Annotated in this window: 21 protein-coding genes and 1 tRNA gene; 8 read left to right on the top strand and 14 right to left on the bottom strand. The window is 63.0% G+C overall.

Annotated elements, in window-relative coordinates; genetic code table 11:
* A partial coding sequence (locus Q0C23_RS07370) for a putative inorganic carbon transporter subunit DabA (RefSeq protein ID WP_291511720.1) occupies window positions 1-428 on the top strand: 428 nt, incomplete at its 5' end.
* A 508-nt stretch (window positions 429-936) separates the two neighbouring features.
* Here the strand turns inward: Q0C23_RS07370 and Q0C23_RS07365 are convergent.
* From Q0C23_RS07365 to Q0C23_RS07355, 3 genes are all read right to left on the bottom strand, one after another.
* Window positions 937-1,012, bottom strand: a tRNA-Ala gene (locus tag Q0C23_RS07365).
* A 74-nt stretch (window positions 1,013-1,086) separates the two neighbouring features.
* Window positions 1,087-2,094: a methyltransferase domain-containing protein gene (locus Q0C23_RS07360; RefSeq protein WP_291511719.1), complete on the bottom strand. Its 1,008-nt coding sequence runs from the start codon at window positions 2,092-2,094 to the stop codon at window positions 1,087-1,089.
* Between the two features lie 16 nt (window positions 2,095-2,110).
* The gene (locus tag Q0C23_RS07355; protein ID WP_291511718.1) at window positions 2,111-2,872 is read right to left on the bottom strand and encodes a sulfite exporter TauE/SafE family protein; all 762 of its coding nucleotides are present in this window, start codon (window positions 2,870-2,872) and stop codon (window positions 2,111-2,113) included.
* Window positions 2,873-3,015: 143 nt separating this feature from the next.
* Between Q0C23_RS07355 and Q0C23_RS07350 the strand changes: the two genes are divergently transcribed.
* Window positions 3,016-3,975, top strand: coding sequence for a D-alanyl-D-alanine carboxypeptidase family protein (locus Q0C23_RS07350; protein ID WP_291511717.1), 960 nt, complete (start codon window positions 3,016-3,018; stop codon window positions 3,973-3,975).
* Window positions 3,976-4,007: 32 nt separating this feature from the next.
* On the opposite strand, the gene Q0C23_RS07345 is transcribed toward Q0C23_RS07350, so the two are convergent.
* The 3 genes from Q0C23_RS07345 to Q0C23_RS07335 all read right to left on the bottom strand — a co-directional run bounded on the left by Q0C23_RS07345 (window position 4,008) and on the right by Q0C23_RS07335 (window position 6,692).
* The gene (locus Q0C23_RS07345; protein WP_291511716.1) at window positions 4,008-5,552 is read right to left on the bottom strand and encodes a DHA2 family efflux MFS transporter permease subunit; all 1,545 of its coding nucleotides are present in this window, start codon (window positions 5,550-5,552) and stop codon (window positions 4,008-4,010) included.
* Window positions 5,553-5,667: 115 nt separating this feature from the next.
* A complete protein-coding gene (locus Q0C23_RS07340) occupies window positions 5,668-5,829 on the bottom strand; it encodes a hypothetical protein (RefSeq protein WP_291511715.1) in 162 nt (53 codons plus the stop codon).
* Between the two features lie 62 nt (window positions 5,830-5,891).
* The gene (locus Q0C23_RS07335; protein WP_291511714.1) at window positions 5,892-6,692 is read right to left on the bottom strand and encodes a pseudouridine synthase; all 801 of its coding nucleotides are present in this window, start codon (window positions 6,690-6,692) and stop codon (window positions 5,892-5,894) included.
* A gap of 20 nt (window positions 6,693-6,712) precedes the next feature.
* Between Q0C23_RS07335 and Q0C23_RS07330 the strand changes: the two genes are divergently transcribed.
* A complete protein-coding gene (locus Q0C23_RS07330; RefSeq protein WP_291511713.1) occupies window positions 6,713-7,024 on the top strand; it encodes an encapsulin-associated ferritin-like protein in 312 nt (103 codons plus the stop codon).
* On the opposite strand, the gene hemW is transcribed toward Q0C23_RS07330, so the two are convergent.
* Window positions 7,021-8,220 carry a radical SAM family heme chaperone HemW gene (hemW, locus tag Q0C23_RS07325; protein ID WP_291511712.1) on the bottom strand — a complete coding sequence of 400 codons (1,200 nt, stop codon included), beginning with the start codon at window positions 8,218-8,220 and terminating at the stop codon, window positions 7,021-7,023. The two genes, Q0C23_RS07330 and hemW, sit on opposite strands and share 4 nt — an antisense overlap.
* A 20-nt stretch (window positions 8,221-8,240) precedes the next feature.
* Between hemW and Q0C23_RS07320 the strand changes: the two genes are divergently transcribed.
* Window positions 8,241-8,798 (top strand): LON peptidase substrate-binding domain-containing protein, encoded by a 558-nt coding sequence (locus tag Q0C23_RS07320; RefSeq protein WP_291511711.1) that lies wholly within the window; start codon window positions 8,241-8,243, stop codon window positions 8,796-8,798.
* Between the two features lie 17 nt (window positions 8,799-8,815).
* Here Q0C23_RS07320 and Q0C23_RS07315 read toward each other — a convergent pair whose 3' ends face one another.
* The 5 genes from Q0C23_RS07315 to Q0C23_RS07295 form a co-directional block, all read right to left on the bottom strand.
* Window positions 8,816-9,313 (bottom strand): Crp/Fnr family transcriptional regulator, encoded by a 498-nt coding sequence (locus Q0C23_RS07315; RefSeq protein ID WP_291511710.1) that lies wholly within the window; start codon window positions 9,311-9,313, stop codon window positions 8,816-8,818.
* Between the two features lie 65 nt (window positions 9,314-9,378).
* Window positions 9,379-10,134, bottom strand: coding sequence for a PspA/IM30 family protein (locus Q0C23_RS07310; RefSeq protein ID WP_291511709.1), 756 nt, complete (start codon window positions 10,132-10,134; stop codon window positions 9,379-9,381).
* A gap of 24 nt (window positions 10,135-10,158) precedes the next feature.
* Entirely contained in the window at window positions 10,159-10,977 is an 819-nt protein-coding gene (locus tag Q0C23_RS07305) for a heavy metal-binding domain-containing protein (protein WP_291511708.1), read from the bottom strand.
* The gene (locus tag Q0C23_RS07300; RefSeq protein WP_291511707.1) at window positions 10,974-11,957 is read right to left on the bottom strand and encodes a heavy metal-binding domain-containing protein; all 984 of its coding nucleotides are present in this window, start codon (window positions 11,955-11,957) and stop codon (window positions 10,974-10,976) included. The genes Q0C23_RS07305 and Q0C23_RS07300 overlap by 4 nt, the downstream gene beginning before the upstream one ends.
* A gap of 6 nt (window positions 11,958-11,963) precedes the next feature.
* Window positions 11,964-12,341, bottom strand: coding sequence for a hypothetical protein (locus Q0C23_RS07295; protein WP_291511706.1), 378 nt, complete (start codon window positions 12,339-12,341; stop codon window positions 11,964-11,966).
* Window positions 12,342-12,585: 244 nt separating this feature from the next.
* Between Q0C23_RS07295 and Q0C23_RS07290 the strand changes: the two genes are divergently transcribed.
* Window positions 12,586-13,767: a pyridoxal phosphate-dependent aminotransferase gene (locus tag Q0C23_RS07290; protein ID WP_291511705.1), complete on the top strand. Its 1,182-nt coding sequence runs from the start codon at window positions 12,586-12,588 to the stop codon at window positions 13,765-13,767.
* Between the two features lie 82 nt (window positions 13,768-13,849).
* Here the strand turns inward: Q0C23_RS07290 and purT are convergent, their stop codons facing one another.
* A complete protein-coding gene (gene purT, locus Q0C23_RS07285) occupies window positions 13,850-15,037 on the bottom strand; it encodes a formate-dependent phosphoribosylglycinamide formyltransferase (protein ID WP_291511704.1) in 1,188 nt (395 codons plus the stop codon).
* A 90-nt stretch (window positions 15,038-15,127) separates the two neighbouring features.
* Between purT and gnd the strand changes: the two genes are divergently transcribed.
* From gnd to Q0C23_RS07270, 3 genes are all read left to right on the top strand, one after another.
* Window positions 15,128-16,048 carry a phosphogluconate dehydrogenase (NAD(+)-dependent, decarboxylating) gene (gene gnd / locus Q0C23_RS07280; protein ID WP_291511703.1) on the top strand — a complete coding sequence of 307 codons (921 nt, stop codon included), beginning with the start codon at window positions 15,128-15,130 and terminating at the stop codon, window positions 16,046-16,048.
* A 4-nt stretch (window positions 16,049-16,052) separates the two neighbouring features.
* The gene (zwf, locus tag Q0C23_RS07275; RefSeq protein ID WP_291511702.1) at window positions 16,053-17,519 is read left to right on the top strand and encodes a glucose-6-phosphate dehydrogenase; all 1,467 of its coding nucleotides are present in this window, start codon (window positions 16,053-16,055) and stop codon (window positions 17,517-17,519) included.
* Between the two features lie 229 nt (window positions 17,520-17,748).
* On the top strand, window positions 17,749-18,042 hold the full coding sequence (locus tag Q0C23_RS07270) for a helix-turn-helix transcriptional regulator (protein ID WP_291511701.1): 294 nt from the start codon (window positions 17,749-17,751) through the stop codon (window positions 18,040-18,042).
* A 15-nt stretch (window positions 18,043-18,057) separates the two neighbouring features.
* Here Q0C23_RS07270 and Q0C23_RS07265 read toward each other — a convergent pair.
* Window positions 18,058-18,330: sensor histidine kinase (locus tag Q0C23_RS07265; protein WP_291511700.1), on the bottom strand; the 273-nt coding region annotated here is incomplete at its 5' end.

Genomic DNA, 18,330 nt, shown 5'->3' with positions numbered 1-18,330 from the left:
ACTACGATGTCGCCAAGGACCCGGACTTCGGGGTTTTGACCTTGATCATGACGGCGCCCCTCGTGGTGGCCAACTGGATCAATCTGCAGTACTACGGCGCCATTGTCGATAATCAGCGCCAGGGCTGCGGCAACAAAGTCCTGCACAACGTCGTCGGCGGCACCATTGGCGTTCTCGAGGGCAACGGCGGGGACCTGCGCATCGGCCTGTCCGAACAGTCCCTGCGCGATAGCAACAGCGGGCTGCAGCACGAGCCGCTGCGGCTGACGGCATTCATCGAAGCTCCACAGGACGCGATGGATCGCATCATCGCCGGTAACGAGGCGCTTGGACGGTTGGTGAACCACCGCTGGCTGTCCATCGTCCAGATCGCCACGGACGGAGGACTCTGGGAGCGCCGCAGCGAAGGCAGGTGGGTGCAGATCTGAGCGATATCGGGGAGGGAGTGACCCTCCCCACATCCGCTGGTATTGCCGGTACAGGGGCGGGTGGCACAGGAATTTGTCCACCAGAATTCCAACCGGAAGGCTGACGGCGGCCCGGCTGCCCTCCGGCGCGGCCACCAATTTCCCCAAATCCCATTCTACCAGGGCCGGCGCCCTGCCAGCCTCAGAACCGGTCTCGTCCAGGGATTCCTAGATGCCTGCCGCGGCTAGGCGCCGCCGCTAATAATAGAGCTGCGAAAGGGCCAACCCCCGCTCGGCGCAAAAATGCCGAACCGAAAGCCCACTGCTCGTCTGTACATCCAACACCGCCTGCCAGTACGCCGTCTTATCGCCGCTGCTTTCTCCGCTTCCCATGACTCCACTCCGTAACCAACCGTTGGAGCTGCTAGCTTGGGCAAGGAACTAACTAGAGAAAAAAGGACGCCGCGTGGCGACCGCCCACGTTTCGCCGCAGAAAAAAAGGCCCGGATAGTATCCGAGCCCTTGTGTTTGGTGGAGCGGAGGAGGATCGAACTCCCGACCTTCGCATTGCGAACGCGACGCTCTCCCAGCTGAGCTACCGCCCCATGACGCCGCAGGATAGTGCGCGCGGCGAAAAAAAGCAATGACCCGGAGGGAGCCAGCCCAAGCCCAAGCGCGCCTAGGAGCGCCGACCCACGACCACTGCGTCGGTGCCAACGGGATGGACCGTCGCCGCAAAGCCGGCGTTGGTGAGGGCCTCGGCAATTTCCTCCGGGTGCAGGAAGTGATTGCCCTGGATGTGCTCGGAGAGGTTCTGGAAGGCCATGGTCCGATAGGCTGGCTCGCGCAGGATACCGGTATCCTCGGGCCAAGCGGGTTCCCAGATGACCAGGGCACCGCCCGGACGCAGCTCGCCATGCAGGCGCTCAAAGAGGCGGCCGCGTTCTTCCCAAACATGGTGCAGGGCGCGATTCATGGCGATGAGGTCGGCGGGCTCCGGCAGCTCGAAGCGATGGATGTCGCCCTGGGCAAAGTGGAGGCGATCCGCCAAGGCCTCTTTCTGGGCCAAGCGCTCGGCCTGGCGAATGTTCTCGTCAAAGCCATCGAGCCCCAGACCGCGCAAGGAGTGGCAGCGCCCCAGCAGCGCCCGAAGGTACCAGCCATTGCCGCAGCCGAGGTCGACGACGAGCCCCTGCCGCTCGTTCATCTCCGCAAAGACGGGCACCGCCGGCAGTACCTTCTCCTCGAAGCTGCGCCGGAAGTTGTGCTCGAGCATGGCCCCGAACCAGGGCAGTATGGTCTCGCGCTCGGCCAGTACCTTTTCGCCCGGGCGTTCGCCGCTGCGCATCAGGCCGGCGGCGCGCTCGGCCATGTGCGCCGACAGCACCGCACCGATGGCGAGAGCCATGCCGCTGTCCTCCGCTTCCGGACGCATGGCGGCACCGTCGTCGCTCAGCACAAAGACCTCGCCATCCCGCTCCAGCCAGCCGAAGGCATAGGCGGCATCGCACCAACGCTGCAGGTAGCCGGCATCCATCCCGGTTTTTGCCGCCAGATCATCGACGCGTGCCCGACCCAGCTCGTGCAGCGCCGAAAAGAGGCCATTCACGACGCCGATGAAGGCGATATCCAGAGACAATGCGCCTTGGGCGCGTTTGCGTAATTCATCCAGAGGGGTTCGTGCCACGATTGCTCTCCCGATGTCAGATCAAATATTGAATACCGACGAAAGTCAGCAAGGCGAGGGTAGACAGCAAAAAAGCGCGCTGCGGAATACGAAAATGCAGGCGGTTGCCGGCCCACAGACCCAGCAGTACCGGCGGCACCAGAAACAGAAAACTGATGGCCAAGGGCAAGGTCAGCAGGGACAGACCGATATACAAAAAAAGTCGCACGATGTTATCCGTCAGCGCAATACCTTGAAAGGTCGCGCGAAAGGCCCGCTTATCCAGGTGGCGCATCTGCAGGTAGGCGACGATGGGCGGGCCGCCCCCGCCGTAGAGGCTGCCGATGATACCGCCGAAGGTTCCCAGCGGCAGTCCCCAGGGCAGACTCAGGCGTGGCAGTTTTTCGGGTTTCACGATCAGGGCATAGAGCACATAGGCCAGAATGAAGAGCCCCAGGAAGCGCGTCAAACTCTGGGCATCGGTATCGGCGAGGATGAAGGCGCCGACGGCAAGTCCAATAAGACTGCCCGGAACCAGCCATCGCAGCTCTGGCCAGCGAATCTCGTGGAAGTCGTAGGCGCCCAGCAGCACCGAACCCACCAGATCCAGGAGCAGCACCACCGGAACGACTTCCTTCACGGGGAAGAGCAAGGCGAGCAAAGCAACGGAGATGAGCCCCGAACCGAAACCGATCACCGCCCGCACGTAGAAGGCTACCAACACGATGAGAACGGCGATGGCGAGCAACGCCGGGTGCTGCCACAGGGAGGACCAAGCCAAAGAATGTTGAATAAACATACCGACCAGTCTACCGGTTCTTGATCCCCAGGGCTAGCCGAAGGCCCTCTCGGGGCTAGGCAGAAAAGAGAAAAGGGCCTAATATCCCATGGACCTGGACGTAAATCTTCTCAACGTACTCCAAGCTCGGCCGGAGCAAGAACATGCTAGCAAAAAACGCCATGCCCGTCCCCCATCGCCGCTGGACCCAAGCGCAGACTACCGCTGCCCTGCCTTTGCTCCTGTTTCTCTCCCTGATGGCCTGCTTTCTGCTGCTCTACGGCCCACCGGCACGAGCCCAAGGCGTAGTACAGGAGGGGCTCCCCGTCATCGATGCACGGGCCTACATCCTCATGAACGCTGAGACGGGACAGATACTTGCCACGAAGCACGCTTACCGGCCCTACGCCATCGCCAGCATCACCAAGCTGATGACCCTGTACCTGCTTTTTCGGGACCTGCAGACGGGGCACCTGAGTCTGCAGGAGCGTTTCACTCCCTGCCCTGCCGCCCTGCGCACCGGTGGCTCCACCATGGATCTGCGTGCCGGCGTACCCTTTACGGTGGCCCAGATGATACTCGGCATGACCGTACCGTCGGGTAACGATGCGGCGGTGGAGGCCGCCTACCTCGTCTCCGGCAGCGTGCCGGCCTTTGTGCGCAAGATGAATGCTACGGCGCGCCAACTGGGGATGCTGTCCACGCAATTCTACGATCCCGATGGTCTGCCCCACCCTAACAATACCGCCAGCCCCTACGATATCGCCCTGCTCACCCGGGCCATCATGACTCAGTTTCCGCAGTACATGCCCTTCTTCCAGCACGAACACTTCCGTTACGGCGGCATCACCTATCCCAATCCCAACCTGCTGGTGGGCCGCGTACCTTTCATCACTGGAATGAAGAGCGGCTACACCGATGCCGCGGGACACTGCCTGGTAGCTACCGGCACGCAGGACGGAGTGAAGCTCATCGCCGTAGTCCTGGGAGTCCCCTCTTTTCGCGATGAGGGTCGCGGCTTCTGGAAGGCATCCTGGCAGAGTCTGAAACTGCTGGACTGGGGCTTCGCCCGCACCCTGTGGCTGCCGAGCGAACCGCAGCTGGAGCGCACCGCCGCCCACTGATGTCCTGGGTCAAAACTCGGCCCTACCCCACCTCACTCCGCCGGCGGGGCTGCGGTGGCCGCCTTGCCCGCGGGCTTTTTCAGGAAAAGTACCAAGGGTAACAGGATCAGAAAGCCATAGAGCACGAGGATGAAGGCATCGAGAATGCCTCGCATCCCGGCTTGCGGCAGCAGCACGATCTGCCCCAGGATGTGCCAGGTGGTCGGGTCGCGCTCCATCCCCGCCGCGCTCAGATACTGGCGCATACTGGGGTTGAAGTCGTTCATGTGACCGCTCATCTGGTTCCAGGCTACCTGCCTCTGCTCCGTCATGACCGTAGAGACGATGGCAATACCGATACTCCCGCCTAGGGTCCGCATCAGGTTGAAGATGCCCGAACCCTCAGCCTGCTGAGATTTTTCCAGGGTGCTGAACGCCAGGGTAAACAGCGGAATGGTGACAAAGCCAAAACCGATACCACGGATGAAGGCCGGCCAGATGACCCAGGCCATGTTGATATCGAGACTATACTGGGTGGTGAACCAGGTCCCCACGGCACCAAAGAGAATACCGACGATGACGATATCGCGCGGATTGATGCCCCGCCCCAGGAGTCGTCCCGCCAGCATCATGGCAAGCATGGCGCCGAGGCCCTGCGGCGCCATCACAAGGCCGGTGGTGAAGGCCTCGTAATGGAGGTAGTCTTCGAGCATGATGGGCAGGATCACCATGGTACCGAAGAGTGCCAAGCCGAAAATGGCGATACCCATGCTGCCGATGGCCAGATTGCGATCCCGCAGTAAGCGCAGGTTTACTACCGGGTGGCGGATATCCAGGGAGCGCCAGAGAAAGAAAGCGAGGCCCAGCACCGATACCAGCGTAAGGATAATAATGGTGTGCGAGCTGAACCAGTCGTCCTGGTTGCCCAGGCTCAAGACCGCTTGGAGGGCCCCCAGCCCCACCGCCATGAGGCCGAAACCCAACCAGTCCACCGGCCGCGGGTGGTCGCTGCGGCCGCCGTCGGGAACGGCCTGCATGAGCAGGAAGGCCAGAATCCCGAAAGGCACATTGACGTAAAAGACCCAGCGCCAGCTCAGCGTATCCGTGAGATATCCCCCTAGGGTCGGCCCCAATATGGGCCCCAACATGATGCCCATGCCCAGGATGGCCATGGCCTGTCCGCGTTTTTCGGGCGGATAGGCCCCCAGCATGATGGTTTGTCCCACCGGCGCGAGCGAGGCACCGAACACCCCCTGGAGCAGGCGCCAGAGCACGATCTCCGGCAGGCTGTGCGACTGGCCGCAGAGTACCGAAGCAACGACGAAACCCACCACGCTCCAGAGCATGACGGTCCGCTGCCCGTAGCGCTCCACGAGCAGGCCGGTGAGGGGCAGGATGATGACGTTGGCCACCATGTAGCTGGTCAGGACCCAGGTAATCTGATCGCTGTTGGCCTGCAGCGAGCCGCGCATGTAGGTCAGCGCGACATTGACGATGGTCAGATCGAGCACCTGCATGACCACCGCCAGCATAACCGCGACGGTGATAGTGATGGTGGACCCTGCACCAGGACTGGAAGCGCTCGACGCTCGTGCCATGAGAAAGCTCCGGATTCCCTATGGCATCAGTGTACCGACCGTTCGGTCGGTCCGCAAGTCGAAACAAAAACCAGCCCGAAGGCTGGCTTGGCTACTTCCTGGTGGCGACTCAGGATCAGGCGGCGCGCTTTTCGCTCAACTCACGCAGATCCTTGCCGGCCAGATACTGCCTCCTGAGCTCGTCATCGCTGACCTCGCTGAAATCGACACCAGCAGATTCCGCTTCCTGCACCGCGCGGACGAAATCCATCTCTTGTTCCAGTTCCCACAATTCCATAGTTCACCTCCAAAACATCAGTGCATTAGATGAAACTAACATACATGAATATTATGGATATGTCAAATCTTATAAGTATTACTTGCCGAAGATACCAGCGCCGTCTCCAACTCAGCAATTTCCGCGTCGCTCAGCCAGCGCCAGCTGCCGGGCGTCAGATCGCCCAGGGACAGGGGGCCGAAAGCGATACGGATGAGACGCAGCACTTCCACCTCGCGCGCCGTCAAGAGCCGGCGAATCTGGCGGTTGCGCCCTTCCCGCAGGACAAACTCCAGCCACTGGGTCTTGCCGCCACAGGCGACGGCACGGACCTCCATGGGCAAGCAGGGTCGGCCGTCCAGCACCGACGTGGTGGCGATACTGTGCAGGACATCTGCGGGCAGCGGCGGTCGTATCTGTACCCGGTAGGTCTTGGCCAGGTGACCGGCGGGATCCAGCAGCCTCTGATTCCAGGCAGGATCGTTGCTGAACAGCAAGAGCCCACTGCTGGCACGATCCAGGCGCCCGACGGGCGCGAGCCAGGATTCCTGCGGCAGATCCGCGAAGACCGTCGGCCGGCCGTGCTCATCGGCGCGGGATACCACGATTCCGCGCTTCTTGTGGAGCATGAGCACACGCCGCTGGGCGCGTTGCTGGACGATCCCATCGATGGCGATGTGGATTTCCAGACCCGGCTGCGGGGCCTCGGGATCACGGACGATCCGGCCATCCACCGCCACCCGACCGGCTCGGACCCACTGTGCGGCCACCGTCCGCGAGCACAGACCCCATTTGGACAGGACCCGCGCTAGGCCCAGACGTGGCGGGTGGTCGGGCTTTGTCTCTCGGGCCTTTCTTGGTCTATGCTGACTAGGCGTTTTCATCACTGCGAAGGAGTTCAGCCGTGGCTCACGAAGGTCTGCACGAAGCGCCCGAACATCTCAGCAAGGACACCCTCGACATCCACCGCGCCATCATCTCGCTGATGGAAGAATTCGAGGCCGTGGACTGGTACCAGCAGCGCGCCGACGCCTGCACCGATCCTGCGCTGAAGTCCGTACTGGAGCACAACCGCGACGAGGAAGTGGAACATGCCGCCATGGTCCTCGAGTGGCTGCGGCGCAAAATGCCGCGACTGGACAAGGAGCTGCGGGAGTATCTCTTCCAGGACGGCTCCATCACCGGGCACGAATCCGAAGCCATGGGGCGCGACTAGCCCGGCTCATGGGCGTGGAACGCCGGACGTCGGGGGCTGCGCGGCAGGAAACGGCCGCAGAGTTCGTTGTGCCAATCGAGACCGAAGCCGGTGGGACGCCAATGGCCATCTTCATAGGTCAGCAGCCCCTCCCTCTGGGCTCGGCGCAGCTGCGGTTCGATCTCCAGACACGGCAGACCGGTGCCGGCTTCGAACTGTGCACAGCTGAAGCCCTCCACGAGGCGCAGGGCGTTGAGCAGAAACTCGAAGGGACGCTCCGCCGGCTGAACCCAGTGGCCGCGACCGATCTCCGCTGCCGGACCCAGGGCATCGTCCATATAGGACTCGGGTCGAGCCGGTTTCTGGCTGCGCCAGATGCCCTGTCCTGGCAGAGTTATCTTGCCGTGGGCACCGGCACCGATGCCCAGATAGTCGCCAAAGCGCCAGTAATTGCGATTGTGCCAGCACTCCTGGCCTGGGCGGGCGTGGGCGGAGATTTCATAGCGCACGAGCCCCACCGCATGCAGACGCTCGCGCAGGGCCCGTTCCATGTCCGCGGCCAGATCCTCTCCCGGTATGCCCGGTGGCGCCTGGTGGGCGAAGGGTGTGCCGGCCTCCAGCGTCAACTGGTACAGGGACAGGTGGGGTGGCGCGCAGGAGAGCGCTCGCTCCAGATCGGCCATGGCCGCCGACAGGTCCTGTCCCGGCAGGGCGAAGATGAGATCCAGATTCCAGCGTTCAAAACCCGCGTCGTGGATGGAGGATATGGCCGCCATCGCCGCCCGGCCGTCGTGGACACGACCCAGTCGGGTCAGAAAAACATCGTCGAAGGACTGCACTCCCAGGGACAGACGATTGATGCCCGCCTCGCGAAAGGCACGAAACCGCTTGCTCTCGCTGGCACCGGGGTTGGCCTCGAGGCTGATCTCCAGCCCCGGAGTGAGGCGCAGCCGGGCACGCAGCTCCGACAGCAGCCGGGCGATACTCTCGGGCGGAAACAGGCTGGGTGTGCCTCCGCCAAAAAAGATGCTGTGTACCGGACGTCCCCAGATCCGCGGCAGTTCCCGCTCCAGATCGGCTATGAGGGCATCGACGTAACGCTCCGCGGGAAACTCCGCCGCGGCGTAGGAATTGAAATCGCAGTAGGGACATTTGGCCAGACACCAGGGCAGATGCACATACAGGGACAAGGCAGGCGCTTGCAACTCAAGAGGCATGGCGGCGCAGGAGTGATGACATGATGGAAAACGATCCCGAAGCGTGGATTCCCCTATTCTTGCTCAGTACGGTGCTCTTTCCCAGAGCCCGAATGGGCCTGCGCGTTTTCGAACCCCGTTATCTGGACATGGTCAGCCGCTGCCTGCGCGAACAGCGGGATTTTGGCATCTGTCTGAACGCTCCCGGCGGGCAGGAAGGCGAGCCGGAAACGGTGGGCACCCTCGCTCACATCGTCGACTGGGGCAGTGACGATGGGGTACTCCTCATCGAAGTGGAGGGCCGCAGCCGTTTCACCGTGCTGGACTGGCGTCGCGAAAGCCCGGTGAGCGAGGGCCGGCCGCGCTACTGGGTAGAAGAACCAAAGCTTCCCTTGGACTTCGAGCACGAATGGCTCAAACCCATCCTGGTGGAGATACTCGGCGAGGATCTGGCCGAAAACCTCGACGCCAGCACAGCCGGCATGATCCTGGCCCAGGCCCTGCCCGCCCCCGCCGCCGAAAAGCAGCGCCTGCTGGTCCTGGACGATCCCCTGGTTCGACTGCGCCGTATCGCGCAGTTGCTGCGCCGAGATGGCTGAAGGGCCGTCCGCCCTGCTCAGCCGTGCCCGCCCTTGCCGTAGAGGTAACTGGAGAAATCCGAGTAGTCCTGGGAGAGGTTGCGAAACAGGTGGTCCAGGCTGATGATCGCCTGCTCCAGTATATTGGTGGTGATGTAAGGCTGCTCCACCTTGAGCCGCTGGTAGTGCGCCCGAGTGAGGACCAGCACCTGGGTGTCCGCCGCCTTGGCCAGGATCCGGGCGCTGCGCGGTTGGCGGTCAAAGAAGGACATCTCTCCTGCCATCTGTCCTTCCTTCACACGCACCACCTCCACCTCACCCCCATCGGCGCTGTGGTGGACGATGGCCATCTCTCCCTGCACGCAGAAAAAGAGCGCATCGCCCAGGGTGCCCCACTCGGCAATCACCTGATCCTGAGTGAAACGGGCGTGGGTGACGTACTGGGCGAGGGTGTGAATCTCCTCGAGGGTCAGGGACCTGGCCAGGTGATGCTGTTTCAGAAACTCGCCAATCTCTACCGGATCCGTCTGGCTCATGCTACCCCCGATTGCTCTTTCGTCGATTCGGGAATCCTGCCACAGGCACCGAGCTTACGAAAGCGTCAGTGGGAACCGGAACCGGAGTCGGAATCTTGGTCTGCCGCTGCTGCAGACGTCGAAGATTTCGCCATTTCCGCCTTGAGACGCGCAAGATCGGCGTCCACACCGCCGCTTTCCCGGAGCTTGTCCATTTCCCGGTCCGTCTGACTGCGGGTATCCAGCGGATCGGCCAGAGCGCCCGACGCCATCAGACCATCCACCGCCTGTGCCTTGGCCTGCATCTGCCGGGTTCGGTCCTGCGCTCGGCGCAATGCCTCGCCGGCATCGTCCATACCTTTGCCGATACCGGCCAGCGATTCACCCGCCGCCACCTCGGACTTGGCCGCCAACATCTCTCCCTTCATGACCTCCTTCTGGTTGCGGAACTGCTCGATCCGATCCTGCAGCTTACGCTCGTAGTCCGTGAGTTTGTCCGCCTGCGCGCTGATCTGGTCGTGCGCGTCCTTGAGGGACTGCAATTTTTCCAGGGCGGTCTGCTTCTGCGCAAGCTCTGCCTTGGCGAGATCCTCGCGGTTGGCAGCCAGTGCGGTGCGGGCATCGGCCTCGGCGCGATCGGCGGCCTTCTGGGCATCGTTCATCTGACTTTCCAGGGAGATCTTTTCGGTGACCACATCGGCCAGATGCCGTTTGGTCTCCTGCAGACTGGACAGCATCTTTTCGTAGGACAGGTCCAAGGTCTCCGAGGGGTCCTCGGCATTGTTGAGAAAATGGTTGATCCTGGCCTGCAGGATCTCGCTGGCGTGTTTGAAGAGGGACATCCGGCTGCTCCTTGCCCAAAGGGCTCAATCGTTGACGGGCAGGACCAACTGCGGGCGCAGTTCGTCCACCTTGGCGTCGGCGCCGTCCATGGCCTTGACGGCCGTGCCTACGGCGAAGAATTCGATGATGTGCGGTTTCCAGTTGTGGCTGCCTTCGTGGAGCTGCACCCCGGTGATACCGTCGGCCTGGGCTTCCTGCGCCTCGTGCTGCATCCGCTCCATGGCCAGTTCGCGGGCGTCGTACATGGCTTGGGTGAACTGTTCCAGCTCGGTATTGCGGCCAATGTTGCCCATCGAACGCAGGACACCCTGATGGGCGACGTGGTAGACGCAGGAGCCCATGACCATCTCCATGGGCCGATAGCCCGCCTGCAGTAGCATCCAGAAGTCCTGACCCGACAGGTCGCTGGTGAAAGGCTTGCCGCCAACGCCCTTGAAGCCGGGCGCACCGCTGCGGTGGGCGATGGCGGTGCCGATGGCCATGAACTCCAGAATGTCCGGATCCCACTCCATGCGTTTGACCTCCAGACGCACACCGACGATACCGTCGGCCTGGAGCAGGATGGCTTCCTGCTCCATACGGCTGATGGCCAGTTCTCGGGCCTGGTACATGGCCTGGGAGAGGACATCCATCTCCATGTTCTGGTTCCAGTTACCGTACTGGATACCCATGTGATAGATGCATGAGCCGACCACGAGGCCCAAAGGCTCGAATTCGGCCTTGCGCACCATGACAAACTCGTTGACGGACAGGTCGGATGTAAAAATGCCCTCGTGACTGCCTTGCGAACGCAGGCCCTTGAGCCGTTCTACCGCGTGCGGTGCCAGTGTGTCTTCGCTCATACGAGATCCTTGACGGTGGGGGTGAAGGCTTTGAGAGGACGATCGGCCAGGGACAAGACCGGCCTCAGTTCGTGCTGGGGCGTGCGCTGGCGCTCGTAGCTCACGGCGGTGCCGATGGCGATGTGCCGACACAGGTAACGCTGTGGCGAATCCTGGTCGCCCTCAAAACGCAGTACCTGCCAGAAATGGGTGTGCGCCAACACGCCGGCGCCCAGACGCTGACCATCCTGCTGCAGATCGTAGAGGGCACGGCGGCGCACATTCTCCTGAAAACTGGAGAGATCCGTGATTTCCATGTTCTGAAAAGCGGCGCCGAAGGGCGCCATCTGCCCAGCCTGGTCCAGTGTCGTACCCAGGTAGGGCTGATACCAGTCGTAATAGGCGCCGATGGAAATGCCCACCGGAACCACGGCATCTTCCAGCAGGCGGACGAATTCCAAGGCCGAGACCGTCGCCACCGCCGGTTCTGCCGAGGGTGGCAGATCCTGGATGCGCACCGCCGTGCCCACCAGACCGAAATCCATGTCCTGGCTCTCGCCCCGGTGTACTCGCATGCGCACATCCACCACCGCATTGGCACCCATGGCCACAGCCTCCAGCTGCAGGCGGGCCACGGCGTTGCGCCAGCCATCGTGGTGCCCCTGGGTCCAGGAGTAGCCAAAGTGGTACCAGCAGTTGCCGCTGACCATGCCGAGGGGCCGGATGCCGTGCGAACGCTCCATCAGGAGTGCCGCCACACTGCCGCTGCTGATCCAGGGCAATTGATGATTGGCCGTGGCCCGCAAGCGCCCTTCCACAAAGCCAGGGAGTCGGCGTGCGCTCAGAGCCGACTGCCACTCCGCCGCCCGCTGCATCTCCTCGGGGCTTTGCTGCTTGATCTGGGGAGCCAGCTGCTGACCCAGATTCTGCACGGCCGCTTCGGCATCCTGTGCCACTTCTTCCACGCCGCGCTTGATCCGATCCCATAATGACATACGCATGCTCCCCTATTGCAGCAAAAAATCGTGCAGCGCCTGGCTCACGCTTTGCATCTGCCCCGAGAGCTTGCCGACATCCTCGACGAGGCCCTGAAGCCAGTCCTGCAGCGGCAGATCTTCGTGCCGCAGCACCACACCGCGCACCACTTGCGAGCGGCGCGTCAGCACCCGCGCACCCTCCCGACTCAGGATGTAGTCGTAGCCGTCGACGTGGATGCGCATCTGCACCACCTGCCGCTTGCCTGAGAAGAGCCCTTCGCGCTTGCGTTCCACCTCCACGAGGCCGGGCATATCGCCCTCCAGACGCTCGGCGAGGGCCTCCACAAAGGCCTGCAGATCCGTCTGGGCACGCCGCAACCAGGCCGCGCTCTCTTCGTAACCGCTCATTTCACCCCCCTCTTCGCGCCCGCTGCTCACCTTCTTCCGACCATCCTTCAATACTTTAGTTCGTTTCCGGCTACCACCTTGCCCCTCATGAACGACCTGCTGCATGCGCAACGCTCACCGGTACCGGCAGCGCAGCTCGGGGGAGAGAGAATCAGCACGTTACGGTTGATTTTTGGGGACAGTCCCTTAGAATCTTGCCCCTTGTCTTGTCACCGCACTCACCTTGGGACTGGAGTCTTGCATCGTGGAAATTCGCCTCTCTCACCGCGTTGGGGCTGTCCGACCCTCCCCTACCCTGGCCGTCACCGCCCGTGCCGCCCAGCTGCGTCAACAAGGCCGCGACATCGTCAGCCTCGGGGCGGGTGAACCGGACTTCGACACACCCGATGCCATCAAGGCGGCGGCCATCGAGGCGATCCAGCGCGGCTTCACCAAATACACGGCCGTGGGAGGCACTCCGGAACTCAAGGCAGCCATCATCGCCAAATTCGCCCGCGACAACGGCCTGCACTACGGGCCGGAGCAGATTCTGGTATCGGTGGGTGGCAAGCAGAGCTTCTTCAATCTCTGTCAGGCTCTTTTGGATCCTGGCGACGAGGTCATCGTCCCCGCGCCCTACTGGGTGTCCTATCCCGATATGGTGCTGCTGGCCGAGGGCAAACCGGTGATCCTGGCCACGGACGCCCACGACCACTTCAAGATCGATCCGGAACGACTCGCCGCCGCCATCACGCCAAAGACACGGCTACTGGTCATCAACAGTCCCTCCAATCCCTCGGGGGTGGCCTACAGTGAGGCAGAGCTCGCCGCCCTGGGCGCGGTCCTGCGGGAGCATCCCAAGGTGCTCATCGCCAGCGACGACATGTACGAGAAGATCCTGTTCGGCGAGGGCAAGTTCGTCAATCTGGCCAATGCCTGTCCCGACCTCGCCGAGCGCTGCATCGTCCTCAACGGGGTTTCCAAAGCCTACGCCATGACCGGTTGGCGCATCGGCTACTGTGGCGGCCCGCGCCAACTCATTGCTGCCATGAATACCGTGCAGTCCCAAAGCACCTCCAACCCTACCTCCATCGCCCAGGTGGCGGCCCAGGCCGCTATCGAGAGCGGCGACGAGTACATCCGTCCCATGCTGCGGGTCTTTGAGCGACGCCACGACTACGTCTTTGGCCGTCTGCGGGAGCTGCCGGGCGTCGAGGTCCTGCCTTCCGACGGCACCTTCTACAGTTTTCCGGGTTTCCACGAGGTCATTGCGCGCAAGGGCCTCAAGGACGATCTGGAACTGGCCGAAGCCCTGCTGGAGGCCGGCGTGGCGCTCGTACCCGGCTCGGCCTTCGGTAGTCCCGGACACCTGCGCCTGTCCTTTGCCACCAGCGACGAGAATCTGCGCCTGGCCCTCGACCGTATCTCCGCCTTCGTCTCTGCCTGAGGGTGGTCCGGAGCGCGGCTGGCGCCCCGCCGTCCCCACTCCCCTCTACCGTCTCCAACCAAGTAGTGCTACGAACCGGCGCTCACGTCGGTCTTGCCCGCACTGCCGCAGCCACCCGGCCAGCGCGCTCTCGTGCCTGCTCCACGTCCTCGCCACTGGCCAAGGCCACTCCCAGGCGCCGTAGCTTGTCCGCCTGGGGCTTGCCAAAGAGACGCAGATCGCTCTCGGGCACACGCAGGGCTTCCGGCACCCCGGCGTAGGCTGGGCCCCAGCCAAGCGCCTCGCCGCGGATCACCGCCGAGGCACTGGGACGGCGAAAGCCCGGGTCGACGGGCAGGCCGAGGATGGCCCGCAGATGCAGTTCAAACTCACTTTGGCGCTGACTGGCCAGGGTAACGAAACCGGTATCGTGGGGCCGCGGCGAAAGTTCACTGAACAAGACCTCATCGCCGCGCACAAAGAACTCCACGCCGAAGAGGCCGCGCCCGCCGAGATCGTCCGTGACGGCCCGGGCCATCTCCTGGGCCCGCTTCAGAGCCGACGCGCTCATGGCCTGCGGCTGCCAGGACTCGACATAGTCCCCCCGCTCCTGACGGTGACCGATGGGTGGACAGAAATGGGTACCCGAGGCACTGCGGATGGTCAGCAGGGTGATCTCAAAGTCGAACTCCACAAAGGCCTCGACAATGACGCGCTGCCCCGCCACCCGGCCGGCTTCCCGCGCCGTCTCCCAGGCCTTCTCCAGCTCCGCGGCGGAGTACGCCACGGACTGCCCCTTGCCGCTGGAAGACATCACCGGCTTGATCACACAAGGAAAACCCAGGCCGTGGGCGGCGGACTCGAGAGCCTCCAGGGAGTCGGCAAAGGCATAAGGCGAGGTGGGGAGCCGCAGATCTTCCGCCACCAGTCGACGAATACCCTCGCGATCCATGGTCAACTGCACCGCACGGGCCGAGGGGACGACCGTCGCAAGACGTTCGGCCTCGATGCGGACCAAGGCATCCGTGGCGATGGCCTCGATCTCCGGAACCAGAAAGTGGGGGCGTTCGCGCCGCACGAGGGCGAGGATGGCCTCGGCATCGGTCATGTCGCGCACGTGGGCGCGGTGGGCCACCTGCATCGCCGGCGCATCCGCATACCGGTCCACAGCGATGGTCTCCAGACCAAGACGCTGCGCCGCCATCAGAAATTCCTTACCCAGTTCGCCTGCCCCCAGCAACATCAGGCGCGTTGCGCCGCTAGCCAGCGGCGTCCCCAGAACCAAGGCCATCTTCGGCTTCTCCTCATGGATATTGTCTATACTGGGTGCAGATCATAGCAGTTTGTAGCGATTTTGTGTCCGCGCGACGAAGGAGCGACGATGAGCAAGGAAGCGATCGGCATGGTAGGGCTGGGACGAATGGGGGCCAACATGGCACGCCGCCTGCAGCAGGGAGGCGCCCGCGTCGTGGCCTACAACCGCCACACCGAGAAAGCCCGTGCCCTGGCCACAGAAACGGGCATGGAGGCAGCGGCAAGTCTGGCCGATCTGGTGCGGAGTCTGCCGCAGCCGCGCGTCGTCTGGTTGATGCTGCCGGCAGGCGCTGCCACCGCGGAACACGTGCAAGAACTGTTACCCCTGCTCAGCGCCGGCGATCTTCTGGTGAACGGCGCCAACGCTTTCTACGAGGATTCCATGCGCGAGGCCCAGGAGGTCGAGGCGCGTGGCATCCACTACGTAGACGCCGGCGTGTCGGGTGGCGTCTGGGGTCTCAAGGAGGGCTACGCCCTGATGGTAGGTGGCAAGGCCGAGGCCGTGGCCCTGGTGGAACCCTTCCTCAAGATCCTGGCACCCGCGCCCGACCACGGCTGGCTCCACTGCGGACCGGTGGGCAGCGGCCACTTCGTGAAGATGGTACACAACGGCATCGAGTACGGCATGATGCAAGCCCTCGCAGAGGGCTTCGCCATCCTGCGGGGCAAGGAAGCCTTCGGACTGGATCTGGCCAAGATCGGTGAGATGTGGCGCTATGGCAGCGTGGTGCGCTCCTGGCTGCTGGATCTGACCGCGGCGACGCTGGCCGAGGATCAGGAACTCCGGGACATCGCCCCCATCGTCGCCGACTCCGGGGAAGGTCTGTGGACCGCCCAGGCGGCTCTGGCACAGAAGATCCCGGCACCGGTCATCACCCTCGCCCTGCAGATGCGCTGGGCAAGCCAGGGACGCGACGATTATGCCGCCAAGCTCCTGGCCATGATGCGCAACCAGTTCGGTGGCCACGCCGTCGAGAAGGAGCACTGATTCCATGGACGAGCACTGCATCTGCCAATTCGTCATCTTCGGCTCCACCGGCGATCTTGCCTCCAAAAAGCTCCTGCCGGCACTCTATCACCTGAAATGCGCGGACCGCCTGCCCAAGGATATGCGGATCATCGCCTTCGGCCGTCGTCCCTGGAACGACAAGGCCTGGCAGGAGTTTCTCAAGGAACAGCTGGAACAGTACGCCGAAGGCTTCAGCGCCGAGCATTTCGCCAATTTTTGCAAGCACTTTCACTACGTGGAAGGAGAAATCCACGATCCGGCGGCCTATCAGAAACTGCGCAAGGTTCTGACGCCCAAGGGTAGCACGGAGCCGGATCCCAGCATCTTCTACCTGGCTATCCGCCCTGCCGACTTCGTGCCGGTAGTGCAGCAGCTGTCGGCTGCGGGGTTCAATAAGGAGGTCGACACCCGGGTCGTCATCGAAAAGCCCTTCGGCGATGATCTGGAGAGTGCAATGCAGCTCAACGAGCAGCTGCACCGCCACTTCAAGGAAGAGCAGATCTACCGCATCGACCACTATCTGGGCAAAGAGATCGTCCAGAACCTGCTGGTGTTCCGCTTTGCCAACCTGCCCATCGAGGCGGTCTGGAATCGTAATTACATCGATCACGTGCAGATCACCGTGGCCGAGGATGGCGGCATCGAGAATCGGGCGGGTTATTACGATCAGGCCGGTGCCCTGCGCGACATGGTACAGAATCACCTCATGCAGATTCTGACCCTGGTAGCCATGGAGCCGCCGCCCTCCCTGGAGGCCGACGCCCTGCGCGACGAAAAGGTCAAGGTGCTCCGCTCCATCCGCCCCATCCCCAAATCGGCCGTACATGCCCACGCCCTGCGGGCCCAGTACGGTCCGGGTGTCGTCCAGGGACAGCACGTGCCGGGCTATGCCGATGAGGCGGGGGTCGCCAAGAATTCCGTGACAGAGACTTTCGTGGCCGCCAAATTCTACATCGACAACTGGCGCTGGCGCGGTGTGCCCTTTTACCTGCGCACCGGCAAACGGCTGCCCGCCAAGACCTCCAGCGTCGCCATCCGTTTTCGGCACACACCGCAGCAACTCTTTCGCGAGACCCCCATAGAGCGCATCGAACCCAACTGGATCCTGCTCTCGCTGGAGCCCGAAAGCCTCAAGATCGAGATCTACGTCAAAGAACCGGGCCTTGAGATGCGCGTGCGGCCGGTGCAGCTGAACGCCTCCTATCGTCGCGACGGCGAGGAGGAACTGGACGCCTATGAAGCCCTGCTCCTGGACGTGATGGAAGGCGACAAGGCCCTCTTCATCCGCTTTGACGAAGTGGAGTGGGCCTGGCGGGTGGTGGATCCCATCATCAAATCCTGGGGACGGGAGGTGGACTACATCATCACCTACTCCGCCGGCAGTTGGGGGCCGGAAGAAGCCACCCGAATCATGGACAAGGAAGATCAGTACTGGCGAAATCAGATCTGAGTCACCTGTCGCCGACAACCCACAGCCGCAAGCCCGCCCATGCGCAGGATTGCGCTCTTTGGCCGTGGCGTCGTAGCCGTCCGGCTACAGTGTCCGGGCGGACAGGATGGTCATTCGCACGGGGCCAGCGTCCGCCGAACAATCACTTAGCCCGAACACTCCGACATGGCATGAAACCTGCAATGTACCAGTGGTCCATTGAGGTCACCGGAATCGAAAGGAGTTTGCCATGAAAGAAATCGTCCTGAGCGATCGCGAGATCCCGCGCGTGGCTGGCGTCATCAAGGCCATCGCCCATCCGCTGCGCTACAAGATCATCTGCCTGCTGAGCAAGGGTGAGATGAGCATGCAGAATCTGGTCAAGGCCATCAACACCAGCCACAGCAACGCCTCGCAGCACCTGGCCATGCTGCAGGACAGCGGTCTCGTGCTGGCGCGCAAGGTCGCGAGCCGGGTCTACTACCGCATTCGCGATCAGCGTACCCTGAACCTTCTGGCCATGAGCCGCAGCGTGCTGCCCTGAAAGTGCGCCAAGGACTCAGGCTGTAGGCCAGGATAGCTCCGCACAGAGCCCCCCCGTGGGGCTCGCATTGTACAGGCGCAGTTTCATGTCCTGCGCCTCCGCCAGTTGGCGCGCAATGGCCAATCCCAGACCACTCCCCTCCTCATGCCCGCGGGCATCGTCGCCGCGGTAGAAGGGCTCGAAGAGCTTCTCCAGATCCGTCTCCGGAACCCCGGGACCCGCGTCGCAGATCCGCAGGAAACCGCGACCGACGCCGCGAGCGAGGCGAACCTGCACCTGGCCACCGCC

The organism is Acidithiobacillus sp. (genome assembly GCF_023256195.1).
Taxonomy (GTDB): Bacteria; Pseudomonadota; Gammaproteobacteria; order Acidithiobacillales; family Acidithiobacillaceae; genus Acidithiobacillus_A.
The sequence above is the reverse complement of the archived record's forward strand: the minus strand, read 5'-3'. Positions and strand labels throughout refer to the sequence as shown.